Consider the following 18,716-nt stretch of genomic DNA (forward strand, 5'->3'; position numbering starts at 1 on the left):
CCTCGTTACCGCGAGTAGGGTTGCTCTTCTTTCAACGCACATCTACACTGTTTAGCAGCGGCCACGTAACCGCGAGCCAATAGGATGCTGCAATGAGCATGACCCAGTAGAGGCTGTAATATATATCTAACATCGAGTAGGAAGATACATAATAATACGTGCGTTTACGACTCATCGAAAAACGCTTCGCTTCCATTGCCACCGCCGTCCGGTGGGCACGGCGAATGCTTTGAGCCAGCAGCGGAATGGCGATCATCCGCATCGTGGTGTACCACAATGTCAGCGGATTCTGCTGCTGACGCTTGCCCCTAACCTTGAGCGCATAGCGAAGCGTCTGCAGCTCCTCGAGGATGACGGGCAGCATGCGCAGCGCTGCCAGGAAGCTGTACGCGTACTTCGGCGCGACCTTCCACTGCTGCATCATCGCATAGAACAACGCGACAGGCCGCGTGGTCAAGCTGAACAGCAAGCCGACGGAAGCAACCTGGATGCCGCGCAAACCAAGATGGATCCCGCGGTAGAAGCTTTCCTCGGTAATTCGAATGATCCCAAGATGAAACCATTCGGTCTCCCCGATACCGAACATCATCATGCCCGCTGTGGAGGACACGAAAATCAGCAGAAATGGTGACGCATAGAGCAGCAGTCTCTTCGTAGGATGTCCGGATAATAGCGCCAGCGGAAGCAACGCGCCTAACGTCAGGAACAGCATCATATTGAGATTATGAGTGAAGACGACAACGATGAATAGCAGAATCGATAAGACAAGCTTCACACCCGGATTTACCCGATGCAGCCATGTTTCGCGAAAGGGGAACGTTATTTGCATAGCAGCGGCTCTCCTCCCGGGACAGCATAAATAATGGATGCGTGCTCGACTTCCGTCACGCGCCCGGCCTCGACCTGCCAGACGCGCGTTGCCCAGCGCTTGACGATCTCGTGATCGTGTGTCACCATCACGATCACGGTCCCGCTGGCGCGCAGCCGCTCCAGCCCCTCGAGCATGCGCAGCGTGCCGCGCGCATCGAGCCCGAAGGTGGGCTCATCTAGCAGCAGGATGCGTGGCCCGCGAACCATCGCGGACGCCACGCTAAGCCTGCGCTTCTGGCCCAGCGAGAGCTGGAACGGGTGCCGCTCGCGCAGCGCGAGCAGGTCGTATTCCCGGAGCAGCAGCTCAGCCGCTGCCCATTGCTCGTTCCTCGGCTGACCCTCTGGCAAGCCATAGGTCAGCTCTTCCTCCACGGAGTTCGTGACGAACTGGAACTCCGGGTTCTGGAACACAAAGCCGACTTGCTCCGCAAGGTGCTCGACTTTGTTGCCCTTCACGCCCGCGATCACACAGCTTCCGCGGGTTGGGACGAGCCGCATGATCGCGAGGAGGAGCGAGCTTTTGCCTGCACCGTTGGCACCGATAACGGTGATCCATTCCCCTGGATAAACGCTAAAGTTATCCACAGAGGTCCTGATCTGTCCTCCGCGAACACCGACGAAATCCTGGAAGACCATAACGGGTGCTAACGGCACCACACTAGTGGGATGCCCATTCCATAGGTCGTCTCCCCTCACCGCTGCCTGCGGATTCTCCTTGGCATAGTCCTCCCACACCTCAGGATACCAAATGCCATATTCCCTCATTTGCTCTTTGTAAGCTTCAAACATGGCAAGCGGCGGTCCATCGGCCAATACCTTGCCTTCTGGAGTTAAGATGATCAACCGATCGAGCAAATCCAGCATGCCGCTAATTTTGTGCTCGACAATAAGGAGAGTTTTGTCCCCGCTAATGGCTCGAATCGTGTCCCATACCTGCTTCGTACCCTCATCATCCAACAGCGCCGTCGGCTCATCGAGAAAGAGCACCTCTGGCTCAAGCGCCAGTACACTTGCGATCGCTAACCGCTGCTTCATCCCTTGGGACAGCGTACTAATCAACGTATGCGCATCAGGCACATGCACCCCGACCAAATCCAAGTAATACCGGATGCGCGCAGGCATATCTTCCCGCGGCACTTCCTGATTTTCCAACACGAACGCGATTTCTTCATCAATATAAGGCATACAGAACTGTGTATCTGGATCTTGAAACACATACCCCCACCGGCTAGGCCTGCGAATCTCATCCGCTTTGAGCGGCAGCTCAATCATGTCTGGCACAATTCCGCTCAACACCTGAAGCAGGGTCGATTTGCCACAGCCGCTAGGTCCCAGCAGCAGTACCTTCTCACCCCGCTCGATGGAAAAGGAAACCCCCTGAAAGATCAGGGGGGCGTCATCGCCGGGATATTTTAACCGTAGATTCGTAACGCTCATTCCTTCGCTCATCTCGTTACCCCAGTACGTCGTAATCTTTTTTGGAAACTGGACGAATCAGATTCAATACACCTGTGCGGGATAAAGCACCTGTCAAATAGTAGGCGAATACACCCGCGATCAAAGCGCTACCCAGTAACCGTAAACCAATGAATAATAGATAATTCCAGAATGCCAGCTGATCAATATAGCCATAATACGTATCCACAAAGATGGACATGATGGCGGAAGCGAAAGCGGCAAGTATGGTTACTCCCACATTGGTGCGACGATAGCGGAAAGCCGCGAACACTAGCTCAGCACCAAGCCCTTGCAGCAATCCAAAGACGAGCGTCGACACGCCCCAATGGCCGCCATACAAGGCCTCGATCGTTGCGGCTGCAACTTCAGCCAACAGGGCAACGCCTGGTTTGCGAATCACGAGGAACGCGAACGTTGCCGCCATGAACCACATGCCATAGCTCAACTGCTCTGCATGTAAGCCTAGCGGCTTCATAAGATCATAGATCGGTCCCCAAATCCGATAAATCACACCAAACACGGCTGAAATGACAATCGTGATCAAAATATCTGTCAGCTTCAACCCTTTTTTACTTGCTTCCTTTTGCTCCATCTTCTTCTCGACTCCTTTTTCCCCATTCATATTTGTCAATGAGATAAGCGAACACGCCAATCTTGGATACATGGTCTTTTTTGCCTTTTAAGGACAAAAAAAGCCCACCGGAATACCGGCAGGCTTGAACATTTGTGCATAAAAAAAGCACATCAGGTCTCTACGCTGGCATTATCCAGATCAGATTAACGGTCAGTGGCATAGGGCCACTATCTCAGCCTGACTTCATCAAGCACCCGTGTTGCTATTCATTTGGCTTAACTGTAGCGGATTATCTGCTCTTTGGCAATCCTTTTTTTCCCAAAGAAACGGAGAAACTTCCCCATGCTCGTCTGCACTGGTAACATGCCAAAATCAGGATAACATTAGAAGTTGACTTCCACCCCTTAGAAAAACTACAATTTGTAGTGTCCTCTTATTTTTCAACAAAGAAACTTATTCAGGGTGGATGATTCCACGATGCAGAAAGGGATTGAAATTGATGACCATATTGTTCTATATCGGACTAGCTCTATTCATTGCAGCTATCATTGGTTATGTACTCGCAGCAAGAATAAACAAAGACAACACCTCGCGGTTGAAAAAGGCTGAAAAGCAAGCCCTAAAAAAGAAACATAAAACATGGCTCCTTCTCTCACATGCCCTGCTCATCATCGCTCTCGGCAGCGTCGGTACTTCACTCATTCAAAGCTCCGCAGGCAAGTACAGCTTAGATAAGCTTAATTTCCATGCCAACATTCAGGTCACAACAGATAAGGATTACGGACGCGATCATAAAGATGGCACCTTGATGTACGAGATGAAAATCCCTACTTCAGGTACGCATAGCCCACATGATTTGAAATTCGGATTCTATAAGGAAAGACCTGGTTACGAGATGCTTGTCCACAACTTGGAGCATGGCGATATCATCATCCATTACCATCCCGATGCACCGAAGGAGCTGCTCGATCGACTTGACTACTTGACCCACTTCAAGACGGCTGGTGCTGGTGTGCTAGCAGTTCCCAATGTCGATGTGCCAGCCGATCAAGAGGTCGTGGTTACGGCTTGGACGAAAACAATGTCACTCGCCAAATTCGATGAAGCTAGTGTTGGAACGTTCATTCACGACTATATCAACAAAGGTCCTGAGCAAATTCCTGCTAACGTGCGGCTCGGCGGCGGAACGATGTAATTACTTGCGAATTACTTGCGAATTATTTCCGAATCGTTTCACGATCTGAAACTAGTTCGGTTGGTACTAAACCTGTCATTCTTCGGAATACACGATAGAAATAAGACGGATCGTTATAGCCAATAAACTCGGCAATTTCGGTGACGGTCAGGGCGGAATGACGCAGCATGTAGACGGCTGTTTTGATTCGCGTGACGTGAACGAATTCACTGATCGTTTGACCCGTGACTTGGCGAAAAAGCGAAGCTGCATAATTCGGCGAGCGGCTGATACAGCTGCCTAACTCGTCCTTGGTGACATGCTCGCGGTAATGATTCTGGATATAGCCCTTCATTTGCTCCACGAGAAGTGCGGTTGTCGAGGTTGTGGCAGCCTGATCCGACTCCCGTTGGAGAAACACAAACAGCTCTTGCAGATGCGCTTCACATAGCGCCATGTAATAGGGCTGTTTGTCTTGCCAGCCGCGATGGATCAAACGCAGCCGATCTGCGATGATGTCGAATTTGCCGGTCTGGCGACAGGTGTAGGACGATTGTTGCAGTAGCGGAAAGATGTCTTGTGCTGCCTGCGCGTCAAATTGCAGCACAAATTTCTCATGTATTTTCGTTGGCACACTCCGGCCATAGAAGGGAGTTTCTCTCGGGACGAGGAGCCATTGCCCTTTCTCTAGCACTTGTTTCTTCTCATTGACCCAGTACACACAGCGGCCATAGATCACGAAAACAAGTGTCCAGTCCGGGCGCATTATGGGCTGTTCCTCGTTCCATGTACTGCTTTTATCATAGTGAATGCCAGTTAGCTGCATAAAATCCTCGCCCCCTTGTATCATACTATATTACATATATCATACTATAGTTCATAGAAAATCACATGGATAAGGCATATAATGAAGCCAACTAATCTCTTACATTCGAAAGGAAGTCCTTCACGATGCGTAAAACAAAAATCATTTGTACAATGGGTCCTGCGTGCGACTCCGTCCCAACCCTGAAAGAATTAATTGGCGCCGGCATGAGCGTCGCGCGTTTAAATATGGCACATGGCGATTTGGATGAGCACCGCGGTCGTATTCAGCGTGTTCGCCAAGCTGCGCAAGAAATGGGCGTTATTATCCCGATTCTTATGGATATCAAAGGTCCAGAAATCCGCATCGGTCAATTGAAAGATGCTTCCTATGACTTGCAAACGGGCGATCGCATCGTCTTGACAACTGAACAAATTATCGGCGATTCCAGCCGTGTATCGGTGAACTACCCAGGTTTGCCGCAGGATGTTAAGCCAGGCAATCTCGTATTGATCGACGATGGCTCCATCGAGCTGCGTGTTGAAATGATCGATGGCGCAGAAGTGACTTGCAGCGTCTTGAACCCCGCTCAGTTGAAGCAACGCAAAGGTGTTAACTTACCAGGCGTACGCACATCCTTGCCGGGTGTGACGGAGCGCGATGTCATGCACATCAAATTCGGCGTTGAGGAAAATATTTCAATCGTCGCGATGTCCTTCGTTCGTAACGGAAATGATGTTCGTGAGGTTCGTGCCCTTCTAGAGCAGTATGGCGCAGGATTGACACCGATCATCTCGAAAATCGAGAACGAAGAAGGCATGACGAACTTCGCTGGTATCCTGGAAGCTTCCGACGGCATCATGGTGGCCCGTGGTGACCTTGGGGTTGAAATTCCGACCGAGGAAGTTCCAATTGCACAAAAAGATATGATACGCGCTTGTAACTTAGCTGGTAAACCGGTTATTACAGCTACGCAAATGCTGGATTCCATGCAGCGCAACCCGCGTCCGACTCGCGCTGAAGTGAGTGACGTGGCGAATGCCGTGCTTGACGGCAGTGACGTTGTGATGCTTTCCGGCGAGACAGCGGCTGGCAAGTATCCAGTCGAGTCCGTGACGATGATGGCAACTATCGCTGAGCGCGTCGAGCAAACCATGGTGCGCAGCTCCTTGGTTGATGCACAGCTGCAATCCAACAACGAGATCACCGAAGTGTTGTGCCAAGCGGTTGTATCCTCCGCGAACAAGCTGCATGCTGCGGCGATTCTAACACCGACAGAGACGGGCTTCACGGCACGAATGATCGCCAAATATCGCCCAGAAGCACCGATCATCGCGGTAACGAACAGCCAGCACGCGATCAGCCAATTGAGCATGGTGCAGGGTGTCATCCCTGTTCTTGGTGAATTCTGCGAATCAACGGATGCGATGATTCGCTCCGCGATCAACCAAGCAGAGACGCTTGGTTATGTGAAGAAAGGCGACCTCACCGTCGTCTCCGCAGGTATTCCGGTTGGGAAGTCCGGTACGACTAACCTATTGAAGGTTGAGCGGGTTTAGCGAAGATAGAGAACCTCCATCTATTTCCGGCAGTTATGGGCTGGCGAAGAGAAATAACGGGAAACCGTGCCTCTCCCCGCCCCACTGAACGATTAGATGGAAAACCTCCATCTAATTCAGGCGATAACGACTCGTGTAGGGAAATAACTGGAAAAACTCACGCTATTTTCGAGTAATAACGAGATAATCGGCGAAATGGTGAGAAATAGATGGATGTTTTCCATCTATTTGCGATTTTCGGCTAATTCCCGGCGAATTAGATGTACTTTTTACAGGTATACTGCCGCGTAGCGCAGACCACTAACCTCCCTTCCACCTTTGTCCAGTGGATTGGGAGGTTTTTTGATGGCATCGCACCAACATCGTTGCAATCAGCAGATACCTTGCCGTAGCCCCCGCTTCCCTGTAGCCTCCTGAATGATTAGATGGAAAACCTCCATCTAATTCAGGCGATAACGACTCGTGTAGCGAAATAACTGGAAAAACTCACGTTATTTTCGAGTAATAACGAGATAATCGGCGAAATGGCAAGAAATAGATGGATGTTTTCCATCTATTTGCGATTTTCGGCTAATTCCCGGCGAATTAGATGTACTTTTTACAGTTATACTGCCTGCGTAGCGCAGACCACTAGCCTCCCCTCCACCTTTGTCCAGTGGATTGGGAGGTTTTTTGATTGTACCTGTGTTGTGGAGTGGGAGGTTAGATGTGTACCTATCCTGTTGAGTGGTGGAGGTTAGATGTGTACCTGTCCTGTTGAATGATGAGGGGAGATGTTTACTTGGCCTGTTGGAGTAGAGTGGGAGTTTTTAGAGGTATACCTGTCTAGTGGAGTCGGAGATTTTGGGGTGTCCTAATGGCCACGATGAAAATTTGTTAGAAAGCTAGCTAGAAAAAGGGGTACACTAGAGTAACTATTAACTTTCGAGCAACGGAGGACTAATGTGATTATTCGACTTGGATTCGTATCAACTGCAATGGCTATTTATAATAACACGCCTAGCTCGACGTTCACGTACAAGCTATTCTCCGAGCGGCCATGCGAAGAGGCCATGCAGCGTGCTATCGAAATTGGCCGCAAAAACCTCCAAGCGACGCAGCGAATTCTCTATTATAATGCCGCTCATGGCATTCGTTTGTTTCGACTTTCGTCCGCACTAATCCCTCTGGCCACTCATCCGGATGTGCAGATTGATGTTGCCGGGGAGTATGCTGACGAGCTTCGGAAGCTCGGTGACTTCGCGAAGGCACACGATATGCGGCTCAGCATGCACCCCAATCAATTCACCTTGCTCAACGGAAGCGATAAGGTCGTTGCTGCGGCGATTGAGGATTTGAATTATCATGCGGCCATTCTGGATGGCATGGGGCTGGACGAAGCCGCCATCATTAACATCCATGTTGGCGGTGTGTATGGTGATAAGGAGGCTGCGACGCAGAAGCTTTTCGACAACGCGCCGAAGGTGCCCGAGTCTGCGATGCGGCGGCTGACTTTTGAGAACGATGACAAAACGTACACGCTCGAAGAAACTCTCACCGTAAGTCAGAGGCTGCAGCGCCCGTGCATGCTGGATTTGCATCACGACTGGTGCAATCCGTCCGCCCTTTCTCCCATCGATCTGCTTCCTCAGATTGCCCAAACATGGGGAGAACTGCCTATGAAGATCCACGTCTCCTCGCCCAAGAGCGAGAAGGAATTTCGCTCCCACGCGGACTACATAGAGCCCGAGATGCTTACAGCTTTTCTCAAAAGCTGCAAAGAGATTGGTCTCACCCGCATCGACGTCATGATTGAAGCGAAGGTGAAGGATTTGGCTTTGTTTCGTCTTGCAGAGCAACTTGGCAAAATCCGCGGTGTAAAGCGGTTGGAGGGTGGGGTTTTGAGCTGGTGAGATTATAAACTACAAAAAGAACCGGATCTGATAATCTCAGATTCGGTTCTTTTCCGTCTTATCCAGGGCTGCATTGGCCTGGTGTATATTTTTCACATAACGCAAGGCGTTAATTTCGCCGCCGATAATGATAATGAGCGCTGAGATGTAGAACCAGGTCATCAGAACGATGATCCCGCCAATACTGCCGTACGTCGCGCTGTAGTTGGTGAAGCTGTTGACATAGAAGGAAAACGCTAGCGACGTTCCTTGCCAACCAATGGAGGCGAATAAGGCGCCTGGCAGCACGCTTTTACACGTTAAGCACGTGTTGGGTGCAATATAGTAAATGCCGATGAATACGACAAAAATGATGACAAAGTTAATAATCCAGCGAAGATTGTTCCACAACTCAATATGGGCACTCGCCACATGTACGTGCTCCGCTAACCAATCCCCAATCCAGTGACCGAATACGCTGAGCAGCAGCGCTGAGATGATCACGACTAACATACCTAACGTAAGCATGATAGCTAAAAAGCGAGAGTGAATGAAGCTTTTACGCTCGGGCAAGCCGTATGCTTTGTTGACAGCCCGAACAATAGCGTTCATTGCCGCGCTGGCGCTCACTAGGGCCAAGATGATCCCGAAGGAGAGTGTTCCGCCTCTTTTGACATTGAGCAGATTACTGAGCGTTTCCTCGAGCCACCCTGCCACAGCACCCGGAATGTACTCCCGAATCAAGCCGACGACATCGTCGGAGGAGAACGGCAAGTAGCCGAGTAAGCTCATTACGAACAGCAATAATGGAAAAAGGGAGAGCAGAAAATAGTATGCGCACTGCGCAGCCAGCCCGGTGGCATCGTGTTCATTGAACTGCCCCCACAATAATTTAACGTAAGATTTAACCATACGGCTATTTTTCCTTTCATACGGCTATAATTGTGGTAAAATAGGTGGTTCAGTCTTGCACGAAACAATGTTATGAAACAGGTGGTCGACACATGAATACCATGCCTATGTATACAACGCCTTTAGGCTTTAAACCAACTACTGAACGCCCGGTCCCTCATGCCCAAATGGCGCTTCTTACCAATAGCACAAAGCTTGTACCCGATGGTGATTCCGATAGTTATTTCTTCCGCGACTTAGAGGAACACGGTATCCTTCTCAATGAAGCTCAGATCAAGGCTGTCAGGCACTTCAAAGGCCCTCTTCTCACGCTAGCTGGCGCAGGTTCAGGGAAAACGACGGTACTTGTGTGCCGCGTCGCCTACTTGCTCCGTGTCCATCAGGTACAGCCTGCGAATCTACTTCTTATTACGTTTTCCAAAAAGGCTGCTGAAGAAATGCGGGAACGTCTCACGACGATGCCTGGTCTTCATGCGAGTATGGCGAACGTGATGCAGGTGCGGACGTTTCATGCTTTTTGCCTGCGATTACTGCGGATGAACGGGCTGCAGCAGGAAATTCTGAGCGATGGCCGCTTTCAGCAAATTGTTTTCAAGCGGATCATGCTTAGTATGGGCTTGCAGGATACGTATCAGCCTGAAGTGCTCATTTCCCTGCTCTCCTCTTACAAAATGCAGCTCATCGAGGTCGAAGATCTCCCGGAAGGCACAGAAGAGGAACGGGAAGCAAAGAAAATTTTCTTGCAGTATGAACAGTGGAAAATGGAGCAACAGAAGATCGATTTCGATGATATTTTGATCAAGGCATACCAACTGCTCCTCCACAATCCCGACATTCTCCGCTCCATGCAACGCAAATTTACATACATCAGTGTCGATGAGTTCCAAGATACGAATACCGTTCAGTATGAAATTATTAAAATGATTGCGGCAGTTCATCAGAATCTGATGGTTGTTGGTGACGATGACCAGACGATTTACTCGTTCAATGGGGCGAGAAATGAGTTTATTTTGCAATTCCATGAGCAGTACCCCACGGCAACAACCGTGACGCTAGATATCAACTATCGCTCGACGTCGAGTATTGTTGGCTTAGGCAATGCGATCATTAAGCATAATGTGCAGCGAAAATCCAAGACACTTCTGGCCACCAAGGAAAGCACACTTAAGCCGCACTATGTGAAGCCTGCGAACAGTGATGACGAGGCGGACTGGTTAATCGACGATCTTCGGCTTAAGGTAGCTGAGGGCGGCAAGCAGTATGGGGATTTCGCGATTTTGTATCGGACGGCGAGTAACAGTCGGGCTATTATTGAGGCGTTAATCCTGCATAACCTCCCTTTTGTCGATTATGGTACGAATGATTCCTTCTATGAACAGTGGATGGTGAAGCCGATTATTGACCATTTGCGAATTGCGCATGAGCGTCGGAATTTCGAAGCGATCGAAGGGGTCCTCCCCTCATTATATATTGGACGAGACCAAGGCATGCGTATTATTCAAGATCAAGAAGCGATTCAGGCGAAAAAGTGGCCTTTAATCCATCTGCTGGGTCTCCCACAGTTAAAGGAATTTCAGAAAGAAAAGCTGAAAGCCCGCATTCGTCTGATCAAATCCCTCGTGGAGATGACACCGCTCGCAGCCATTCAAGCGATTCGCAAAGATTTCTACGATGCGTTTCTCGAGACGAATAAGCGCAGTAAGCTTACGCAGCATCGTGAGATGCTGAAGGAAACGCTGGATGAGCTGGAATCCTCTGCGAAGAGGTTCAACACGGTCGAGCAGTTCCTTTATTTTATCCATGAAGTAGCGGAAAAACGCACGGAAATGCGGATGCAAAGCAAAGAACAATTTGCGGATAAAATCTCGCTGATGACGATTCATAAATCGAAGGGACTCGAGTTCCCGATCGTGTACCTGCTCTGTGCGATTGAAGGCAATATGCCGCATTCCTCGGCACTCGATGCAAGCCATTTGGACGATGTCAAAATGGCGGGCGTTGCGGGGCGCGACAAAGGAGCTGCCGCGCTTGAGGAAGAACGGCGACTGGCTTATGTCGCCGTGACAAGGGCGAAGGGCGAGCTGCTGATCAGCTCGCCGGCGTTCTACCGCGGGAAGAAGGCGGAGCCTTCCCGCTTCTTGCTGTCCGCGTTCCCTGGCGCGGACGCAGGCATTGTCACCAGCCGCAGCAAGCCGGCTGGCGGATTCTCGGCCGCTGGCGGAGCTGCGGCCGGGCGTTCAGTCGCTGGCGCAGCCGCGACTGGAAGTGATGCGACCGCGACCGAGCGGGTCGCGGCGTGGTTGTGCAGCGCGACCGGCTGCAAAGCCTGGTCGCGGATCTCTTCGCCGCAGGAGGCACGACTCGCGGCGAAGGCGTGCCCGCTATGCGGTGCGGGCATGGTCAAGGGCAGCCGCGAGATCGCGCTTGCGCGGCGGTAGCGGCTATTTTGATCTTCTCCTTTAGCTTGTGTCGTTCCCGCGAAAACAAATGTTGTACAGCATACAACATTACCCTACTACATGCGCCGTCAAACATTAGAATGTTATACTTTTGTGCGTTAGCGTGCCGCCGCTGACGGGGCTGATGCCCTTGCGCACAGTTTTTGTGCGCTAGCGTGCCGCCACTGGCCGGCCTGATACCCTTGCGCACARTTTTTGTGCGCTAGCGTGCCGCCGCTGGCCGGGCTAGTGCCCTTGCGCACAATTTTTGTGCGCTAGCGTGCCGCCGCTGGCCGGCCTGATACCCTTGCGCACAGTTTTTGTGTGCTAGCGTGCCGCGGCTGGCCGGGCTAGTGCCCTTGCGCACAATTTTTGTGCGCTAGCGTGCCGCCGCTGGCCGGGCTAGTGCCCTTGCGCACAATTTTTGTGCGCTAGCGTGCCGCCGCTGGCCGGGGTAGTGCCCTTGCGCACAGTTTTTGTGCGCTAGCGTGCACCGCTGGCCGGCCTGATGCCCTTGCGCACAAAGTTATCTCCAACGCTAAAGAGCAGCCATCCCACAAGGGATGACTGCTCTTTTCTTTCATCTCGACATTTCACATAGACATTTTACACTAACGCTCTCAACGCCTTCAAGGCTGCCTCATAATCCGGATGGTGACTCATTTCAGTCAAATACTCCACATAGCGAACCGTATCATTCGCATCCACGATGAAGATCGCACGCGATCCAACTGGATCTCTTTGATAAGCACGCCATATGCTTGACCGAACGAGCGATTTTTGTAATCGGAAAGGGTGACGACTTTATCAATCCCCGCAGCGCCACAGAAACGACTTTGTGCAAATGGCAGATCCACCGATATCGTCAAAATAACGACGTCATCACCAAGTTTGTCAGCTTCCACATTGAACCGGCGCGTCTGAGCGTCACATGTCCCTGTACCGACGGATGGCACAACGGAAATGAGCTTTACTTTGCCCGCATAATCCGCCAGGCTGACTTCGGTCATCAAATCCTTATTTACTTTAAAATCGGGGGCTTGATCCCCTACTTTGATTTCTGGCCCCAGTAAAGTGATGGGGTTACCGCCAAGGGTGGCGATGCCTGTGCGTTCTTGTAGGTGTGGCTGTGTCATATCATAGTCCTCCTAAGGTATATGTGAATGGTTTGTTTTTCCTAGTATTTCGACCTAGCTTAAACCGCTGCAATAACAGCCTTTAACTTCTCTTTGCTTTGCAACCCAACCAACTGATCGACGACTTGCCCATCTTTAAAAACAAGTAAGGTCGGGATGCTCATCACGTTGTATTTCGCAGCGGACTCGGGATTATCATCTACGTTGATTTTAACGATTTTCGCGGAGTCACCGACTTCAGCTGATAGTTCGTCTAGGATCGGAGCGATCATTTTACAAGGGCCGCACCATGGCGCCCAGAAGTCGACGAGGACGGTACCGGTCCCCGTTTCATTTTGAAAAGTAGCATCTGAAATATGATTAACGGACATAGCTCATTCCTCCTTGTAGTTCGTGCTCTTCATTCACTTGTTGCTCCGAAATAAAGCGTTCGGCATCGAGCGCGGCCATACAGCCGCTTCCTGCTGAAGTAATCGCTTGACGATAGATCCGATCTTGTACATCACCACAAGCGAATACTCCTGGGATCGTGATTTGGGACGTACCTGGGATTACCTGCAAGTAACCAAGCTCATCGGTTGGCAGCTGCCCGCCTAAGAAACCCGTATTCGGGGTATGCCCGATCGCTAGGAAAATCCCGTCCGCCTCAAGCAACTCTTCTTCACCTGTAGCGTTATTGTGGACTTTCAGTCCTGTCACACCCATCGGCCCTTCCACCACTTCAAGTGGTGTACGGTTCAAGCTCCAAGCTACTTTGCTATTGCCGCGAGCGTGATCCTGCATGATTTTTGAAGCTTTGAGATCGTCTCTACGATGGACTATACGCACTTCGGAAGCGAATCGAGTTAAAAACTGTGCCTCCTCCATTGCCGTATCACCACCGCCAATAACGATGATCTTTTTGTTCCGGAAGAAAAATCCGTCACACGTTGCACATGTACTTACCCCTTTGCCGATATTGTCGGCTTCACCAGGTATCCCTAATTTCTTAGCTGTTGCACCTGTTGAAATAATCAGCGAGTCCGCGGTCAATTGCCCGCCATCCTCGAGAAATAAGGTAAATGGACGCCTAGAGAAGTCCACTTCCGTAACGCGCCCCGACTGAATCGTTGCCCCGAAGCGAAGCGCTTGTTTCCGCATATTGTCCATTAGCTCAGGCCCCGTAATCCCATCAGGGAAACCTGGGAAGTTATCGACTTCTGTTGTTGTGGTCAGTTGACCACCTGGCTGTATGCCCTCTATAACTAGCGGTGAGATGTTCGCTCTTGCTAAGTAGATGGCTGCGGTTAGTCCCGCAGGTCCTGTTCCGATAATGATCGCTTTGTGATGCATAGGAATTCCTCCTTTTAACTACCGAAATACTGATGTTCCCGAATTAATGTTGTGTACAATTCAATTTGTAGCAAACCTTATGAATGAATCATACCAATCCTATTTTATTTTGTCAACAATTAAATTGTGTACAATTAAATAATGTGTACCTATTATGTATTAAGCTCACGTTCAGCTTCCACTCATACTTCCTTCAGCTTGGTCAGGCATAATGGGATTCAGAACGAGAACGACACCAACAGTCACATCACGAGAGGACGTATATACATGAAATCAAAAAATAATCGCACATGGGTGTGGACATCATCCGCCCTACTGGTCATCTTGATCGCTTATGCTTCGGTTTTCCCACCCGTTTCTAAAAATAACGATGAGAAAGCTGTTGCCAAGGTCAATGGAGTTGAAATAAGCACGACGAAGCTGTATAACGCGTTGGTAGCAAGTGGCGGAGCACAAACGTTAGACTCGATGATCACAGAAGAGCTTATCAGCCAAGAGAGTAAAAAAGCGGGAATTCAGATCACAGATGCCGATGTGACGAACGAGATTCAAACGATTAAAGCAACATATGGCTCTGAGGATGAATTTAACCAAGCACTTGCCAACTACGGTATGACACTGGACGATTTGAAGAAAAACATGCAATCACAAGTGACGTTGAAAAAGATTTTGGAGCCACAAGTCACGGTCACAGACGATGAAATCAAAAAATATTATGATGAAAATTTAGAATCATTAAAAGTACCTGCGCAAGTGAAAGCTTCTCATATCTCTGTAGCGACGGAAGCTGAGGCTAATGCAATAATAGCGAAGTTGAAAAGCGGCGGAGATTTCGCAACACTTGCAAAGGAAAGTTCCACGGATGCAGCAACCAAGGATAAAGGCGGAGATCTGGGCTATATCTCGGCAGGACAAGGAGATCCCGTGTTTGAAGCCGCGGCATTTGCTTTGGAAACAGGCGGTCTAAGCTCCGCGGTACAAACAGCAACAGGTTACGATGTAATTAAAGTAACGGATCATAAAGCTGCTTCAACACCAACGCTCGCAGACAAAACAGCTACGATTAAACAATCGTTAGTCGATCAAAAGATTTCAACGCTTTCCCAGACTTGGTTGGAGCAAAAGAAATCCGAAGCTAAGATTGAAAACAATCTTGCCGATTTGACTAAGACAACCTAGTTCAAGCTTAAGTGAGACGTATGTGAATTCGGGCGAGCATCCGGCGGGACTGATGCTGTCGGGTGAATAGAGCGAGAAAAGCCACCTGCGCCCTGTGCGGCGGATGCCCTCGGACTGAAATAACTGTAAAATACGTAGTTCGATTTAGATGGAAAACCTCCAGTTATTTCTATCGGATCTCAGCTATCCTTGAAATATGACGCTATTTAGCTACATGAAATCCATCTATTTGGAAAATTCGAGCTAAATTCACGAAAATAGCTGCATAAAATCCAGTTAATCGGTAGGCGGGACAACTGGTGGGATGGGCGAGCACGTTAGGACGGGTAGGGCGTCTGCAGCATGGACAAACGCATTGAGACGGACGGGGCCGGCGTCTAATGGCATGATCGAGCTTATTGCGACTGGCGAGGCTTCAGCGAAGCGGCCCCCTGGGACCCTCACTACCTACATAACACCCAAAACCCCCCTTAGCTACAGCAGCTAAGGGGGGTTTTCCTATCCTTTTACGGTGTGCGAAGCTTCATCTCGTCCAGACTCTTGAACTGGTAACCCTGTGCCCGCGCAGCGTCAATGATTCTCCCCAGCGCTTCGGTATTGTCGCTGGACACGGAGTGCAACAGAATGACGGCACCTGGATGCAGCTGGGCCATCACATTTTTATACGCATACTCCCAGCCCTTCTGCTTCTTAGGTTCCCAGTCGCGATACGCAACGGACCAGAACACATTCGTGTAGTTAAGCCCATGGCTGACAGCCAGCGAACGGTCATTGAATATGCCCCGCGGAGCGCGCAGATAGTGCATGTCCTTTTGCCCCGTCACCGCGGCGACCTCGTCTTTCACTTGATTGAGCTCTTTCTGAATCCGCTCCGCAGGAATCTGACTCATATCGGGGTGGCTCCATGAATGGTTGCCAATCAGATGCCCCTCAGTGGCCATGCGCTTGAGCAGCTCTGGTTCTGTCCGAATATAGTGGCCTGTCACGAAAAATATAGCCGGCACCTGCTTCTCTTTTAGCACATCCAGAATTCGACCTGTGTAGCCTTGTTCATACCCGTTATCGAAGGTTAAGTACAATTCCTTTTGTTTCTGATCGCCTGTAAAAACAGCGCCATGCTGCTTCAAGAGGCCCTTGAATCCCTCCTCATCGATCGATGGCGGCTGGCCGTTGACACTCTTTTTGAAACCAAAATGATAGGTTCCATCCGCTGAGACCGTAGTCATTTGCCCCGCCATAAGAGCTAGGGAAAATAGGAGAATGCGCAAGATTTTCATATGGATGTCATGCACTCCTTGCCTTGTGTGATGAGTTGCGGCGAGTTACAGCCAATTGTGACTGTTACTAATATGCCACACCACGGCAGGAGATTATGTGTAAGCCACCTGATTGAATCCCAATATTATATTTCGCATCCTCCGAATTCTGTGATATCCCCCCATTCCACTTGGCTTTCATCTGAATAGAATAGAGTACATGATCTGTAGGGGTGGAGATTCATATTCGTAGACGAGATCCTAAACCAATCAAAGAAGATTTACTTCATGTCCTAAAGCTATCGTCAGAGGAAGACATTTATACAGCACAGGTTAACGGATTTTCTTTAGCCGATATCGCGAGAGCTAACCAGGTTGATGTACAGAAGGTCATTGAACTCCAGTTAGCGGAGCTAACGGAGCAGCTGCAATTGCGACTTTTTAATGGCAGCATCACACCTGAGCAATATCTAGCCCAGCGTGCGGAGTTGCCGGAAATCATTAGTAAAAGTGTGTATGCGATGTAATCGCCCGCGGCACCCCAGTTGGGGTGCTTTTTTTGTTAGCGAAAGCTGGTTGCTTCCCTGCTTTTATGTCACTATGAGACTACGACCTACGCTGCTTAGAAAGGAGTTCATGTGCAGTGAATTTCGATCAAATGATCCCGCTTATTCCGCTAATTRATCATATTCAGGTGGCTTGTTCCGCCTTAGCTGTTACAAGTTCACCTAGAAAATATCAATTCGTTATCATTCGCCAAGGTCATCTCACGCTACACTTCGCCGGCCATGAACCACGGGAACAACGCTGATGAGCTACTTGTATGCCTTGCGTATTGAGAAAGCCAAGATCATGTTTCTGCAGACAGATCTGTTGGCCAAAGAGATTGCAAGCCGCGTTGGAAAAACTGGAAAACATACAGCTAATTCGTTCCTATTTTGGGGAACCGGGCTAAATCCCGAAAATTAGCTGCAGGAAATACATCTAAACCTTCAAAATCTGTGAAACAGAGCTCAATTAGATGGAGAAAATCCAGTTGTTCTTCTCTTAAGTAACTCCCAGTGCTGCCTATTGTCCGTTTGCGCTTCTTAAGCCCCTATTGTGTCAAACTAGCTAATCTTGAAGAGGCAATCACTTGGGTTGCCTCTTCGGTTGAGGTGGACTCGACTCGGGCGACAGAGTACCTGTGGATAAGTACCCTTTCCCAGCTTTACCTGTATAAACTACAGTTAATTTTCGTGAATTTGCTTGTTTCTGACAAATAACTGGAAAACATACAGCTAATTCATTCCGATTTTGGGGAACCGGGCTAAAGCCCGAAAATTAACTGTAGGAAATACATTTAAACCTTCAAATGTGTGAAACAGAGCTCAATTAGATGGAGAAAATCCAGTTGTTCTTCTCTTAAGTAACTCCCAGTGCTGCCTTTTGTCTGATTGCGCATCAGAAGCTCCTATGGTTTCAAACTAGCTAGTCTTGAAGAGGCAATCACTTGGGTTGCCTCTTCGATTGAGGTGGACTCGACTCGGGCGACAGAGTACCTGTGGATAAGTACCCTTTCCCAGCTTTACCTGTAGAAACTACAGTTATTTCTCCCAAATTCGTCTATTTATTACAAATAACTGGAAAACGTACAGCTAATTCATCCCGATTGGGAAGAATCGGGCCAAAACCAGGAAATTAACTGTAGGAAATACATTTAATCCCTCGAATACGTGAAACAGAGCTAATTTAGATGGAGAAAATCCAGTTATTCGTGTCTGAAGCGCTGATTGGATGAGGGAGTGGGATTGGAGGAATCGAGTTTGTGTCTGTTAAGCTGATTGGATGGGGAAAGTAGGGACTGGACGGGGATCGGGTGAGTCAAATGTGCTGATTAAAGGGAGAAGTGGAGAGTGGATGGGGTTCGGAGGCGTGTCTGATGCGGATGAACCGGATGAATGGGGAAGTGTGCTTGGACGAGGGATCGAGTTCGATTCTGGCGCGCTGATTGTTTGAAGGATTATTTATGTAAAGTTGCCGAGGTTTCCAAGAGTGGATACTACAGGTACTGGACTTTCGAGGCACAGCAAAAGAGAAGCCAGCGGGAGCAACAAGATGAACAGGTAAAAGAGATCATCTTAAAGGCTTATCATTTCAAACGCCGCAAAAA

At 49.5% G+C, this 18,716-nt stretch carries 16 protein-coding genes, 1 pseudogene and 1 riboswitch; of the genes and pseudogenes, 8 read left to right on the forward strand and 9 right to left on the reverse strand.

Features of this window, described 5'->3' with window-relative positions; translation table 11 throughout:
• Positions 1–31: 31 nt before the first annotated feature.
• The 3 genes from AB4114_RS33790 to AB4114_RS33800 are packed head-to-tail and all read right to left on the reverse strand — an operon-like array spanning position 32 to position 2,920.
• Positions 32–829, reverse strand: coding sequence for an energy-coupling factor transporter transmembrane component T family protein (locus AB4114_RS33790; protein WP_441992351.1), 798 nt, complete (start codon positions 827–829; stop codon positions 32–34).
• Positions 820–2,319, reverse strand: coding sequence for an ABC transporter ATP-binding protein (locus AB4114_RS33795; RefSeq protein ID WP_441992352.1), 1,500 nt, complete (start codon positions 2,317–2,319; stop codon positions 820–822). The genes AB4114_RS33790 and AB4114_RS33795 overlap by 10 nt, the downstream gene beginning before the upstream one ends.
• 4 nt (positions 2,320–2,323) lie before the next feature.
• Positions 2,324–2,920 (reverse strand): ECF transporter S component, encoded by a 597-nt coding sequence (locus tag AB4114_RS33800; protein ID WP_441992353.1) that lies wholly within the window; start codon positions 2,918–2,920, stop codon positions 2,324–2,326.
• 140 nt (positions 2,921–3,060) lie between these two features.
• Positions 3,061–3,170, reverse strand: a riboswitch (TPP riboswitch).
• A gap of 231 nt (positions 3,171–3,401) precedes the next feature.
• Between AB4114_RS33800 and AB4114_RS33805 the strand changes: the two genes are divergently transcribed.
• Positions 3,402–4,097 carry a DUF3105 domain-containing protein gene (locus tag AB4114_RS33805; RefSeq protein ID WP_441992354.1) on the forward strand — a complete coding sequence of 232 codons (696 nt, stop codon included), beginning with the start codon at positions 3,402–3,404 and terminating at the stop codon, positions 4,095–4,097.
• Positions 4,098–4,119: 22 nt separating this feature from the next.
• On the opposite strand, the gene AB4114_RS33810 is transcribed toward AB4114_RS33805, so the two are convergent.
• A complete protein-coding gene (locus AB4114_RS33810; protein ID WP_441992355.1) occupies positions 4,120–4,902 on the reverse strand; it encodes an AraC family transcriptional regulator in 783 nt (260 codons plus the stop codon).
• 125 nt (positions 4,903–5,027) lie between these two features.
• Here AB4114_RS33810 and pyk point away from each other — a divergent pair, with 125 nt between their 5' ends.
• Positions 5,028–6,440 carry a pyruvate kinase gene (gene pyk, locus AB4114_RS33815; protein WP_441992356.1) on the forward strand — a complete coding sequence of 471 codons (1,413 nt, stop codon included), beginning with the start codon at positions 5,028–5,030 and terminating at the stop codon, positions 6,438–6,440.
• Positions 6,441–7,384: 944 nt separating this feature from the next.
• A complete protein-coding gene (gene uvsE / locus AB4114_RS33820; RefSeq protein WP_441992357.1) occupies positions 7,385–8,332 on the forward strand; it encodes a UV DNA damage repair endonuclease UvsE in 948 nt (315 codons plus the stop codon).
• Between the two features lie 36 nt (positions 8,333–8,368).
• Here uvsE and AB4114_RS33825 read toward each other — a convergent pair whose 3' ends face one another.
• Positions 8,369–9,223, reverse strand: coding sequence for a YihY/virulence factor BrkB family protein (locus AB4114_RS33825; RefSeq protein ID WP_441992358.1), 855 nt, complete (start codon positions 9,221–9,223; stop codon positions 8,369–8,371).
• Between the two features lie 92 nt (positions 9,224–9,315).
• Between AB4114_RS33825 and AB4114_RS33830 the strand changes: the two genes are divergently transcribed.
• The gene (locus tag AB4114_RS33830) at positions 9,316–11,661 is read left to right on the forward strand and encodes a UvrD-helicase domain-containing protein (RefSeq protein ID WP_441992359.1); all 2,346 of its coding nucleotides are present in this window, start codon (positions 9,316–9,318) and stop codon (positions 11,659–11,661) included.
• A gap of 606 nt (positions 11,662–12,267) precedes the next feature.
• Here AB4114_RS33830 and tpx read toward each other — a convergent pair.
• The 3 genes and pseudogenes from tpx to trxB form a co-directional block, all read right to left on the reverse strand.
• Positions 12,268–12,797 (reverse strand): annotated as a pseudogene (gene tpx / locus AB4114_RS33835) (thiol peroxidase).
• Between the two features lie 59 nt (positions 12,798–12,856).
• Positions 12,857–13,168, reverse strand: a complete 312-nt coding sequence (gene trxA, locus AB4114_RS33840) for a thioredoxin (protein WP_441992360.1) — start codon at positions 13,166–13,168, stop codon at positions 12,857–12,859.
• Positions 13,158–14,129: a thioredoxin-disulfide reductase gene (gene trxB, locus AB4114_RS33845; RefSeq protein ID WP_441992361.1), complete on the reverse strand. Its 972-nt coding sequence runs from the start codon at positions 14,127–14,129 to the stop codon at positions 13,158–13,160. The genes trxA and trxB overlap by 11 nt, the downstream gene beginning before the upstream one ends.
• Positions 14,130–14,396: 267 nt before the next feature.
• Between trxB and AB4114_RS33850 the strand changes: the two genes are divergently transcribed.
• Positions 14,397–15,308, forward strand: coding sequence for a peptidylprolyl isomerase (locus AB4114_RS33850; protein WP_441992362.1), 912 nt, complete (start codon positions 14,397–14,399; stop codon positions 15,306–15,308).
• Positions 15,309–15,814: 506 nt separating this feature from the next.
• Here the strand turns inward: AB4114_RS33850 and pdaA are convergent.
• The gene (gene pdaA / locus AB4114_RS33855; protein WP_441992363.1) at positions 15,815–16,585 is read right to left on the reverse strand and encodes a delta-lactam-biosynthetic de-N-acetylase; all 771 of its coding nucleotides are present in this window, start codon (positions 16,583–16,585) and stop codon (positions 15,815–15,817) included.
• Between the two features lie 212 nt (positions 16,586–16,797).
• Here pdaA and AB4114_RS33860 point away from each other — a divergent pair, with 212 nt between their 5' ends.
• The 3 genes from AB4114_RS33860 (at position 16,798) to AB4114_RS33870 (ending at position 18,562) form a co-directional block, all read left to right on the forward strand.
• Positions 16,798–17,091, forward strand: a complete 294-nt coding sequence (locus AB4114_RS33860) for a hypothetical protein (RefSeq protein WP_441992364.1) — start codon at positions 16,798–16,800, stop codon at positions 17,089–17,091.
• 283 nt (positions 17,092–17,374) lie between these two features.
• On the forward strand, positions 17,375–17,533 hold the full coding sequence (locus tag AB4114_RS33865; RefSeq protein WP_441992365.1) for a hypothetical protein: 159 nt from the start codon (positions 17,375–17,377) through the stop codon (positions 17,531–17,533).
• 900 nt (positions 17,534–18,433) lie between these two features.
• Entirely contained in the window at positions 18,434–18,562 is a 129-nt protein-coding gene (locus AB4114_RS33870) for a hypothetical protein (protein ID WP_441992366.1), read from the forward strand.
• Positions 18,563–18,716 lie beyond the last annotated feature (154 nt).

The sequence above is a fragment of the Paenibacillus sp. 2RAB27 genome (genome assembly GCF_052115445.1).
Classification (GTDB): Bacteria; Bacillota; Bacilli; order Paenibacillales; family NBRC-103111; genus Paenibacillus_E.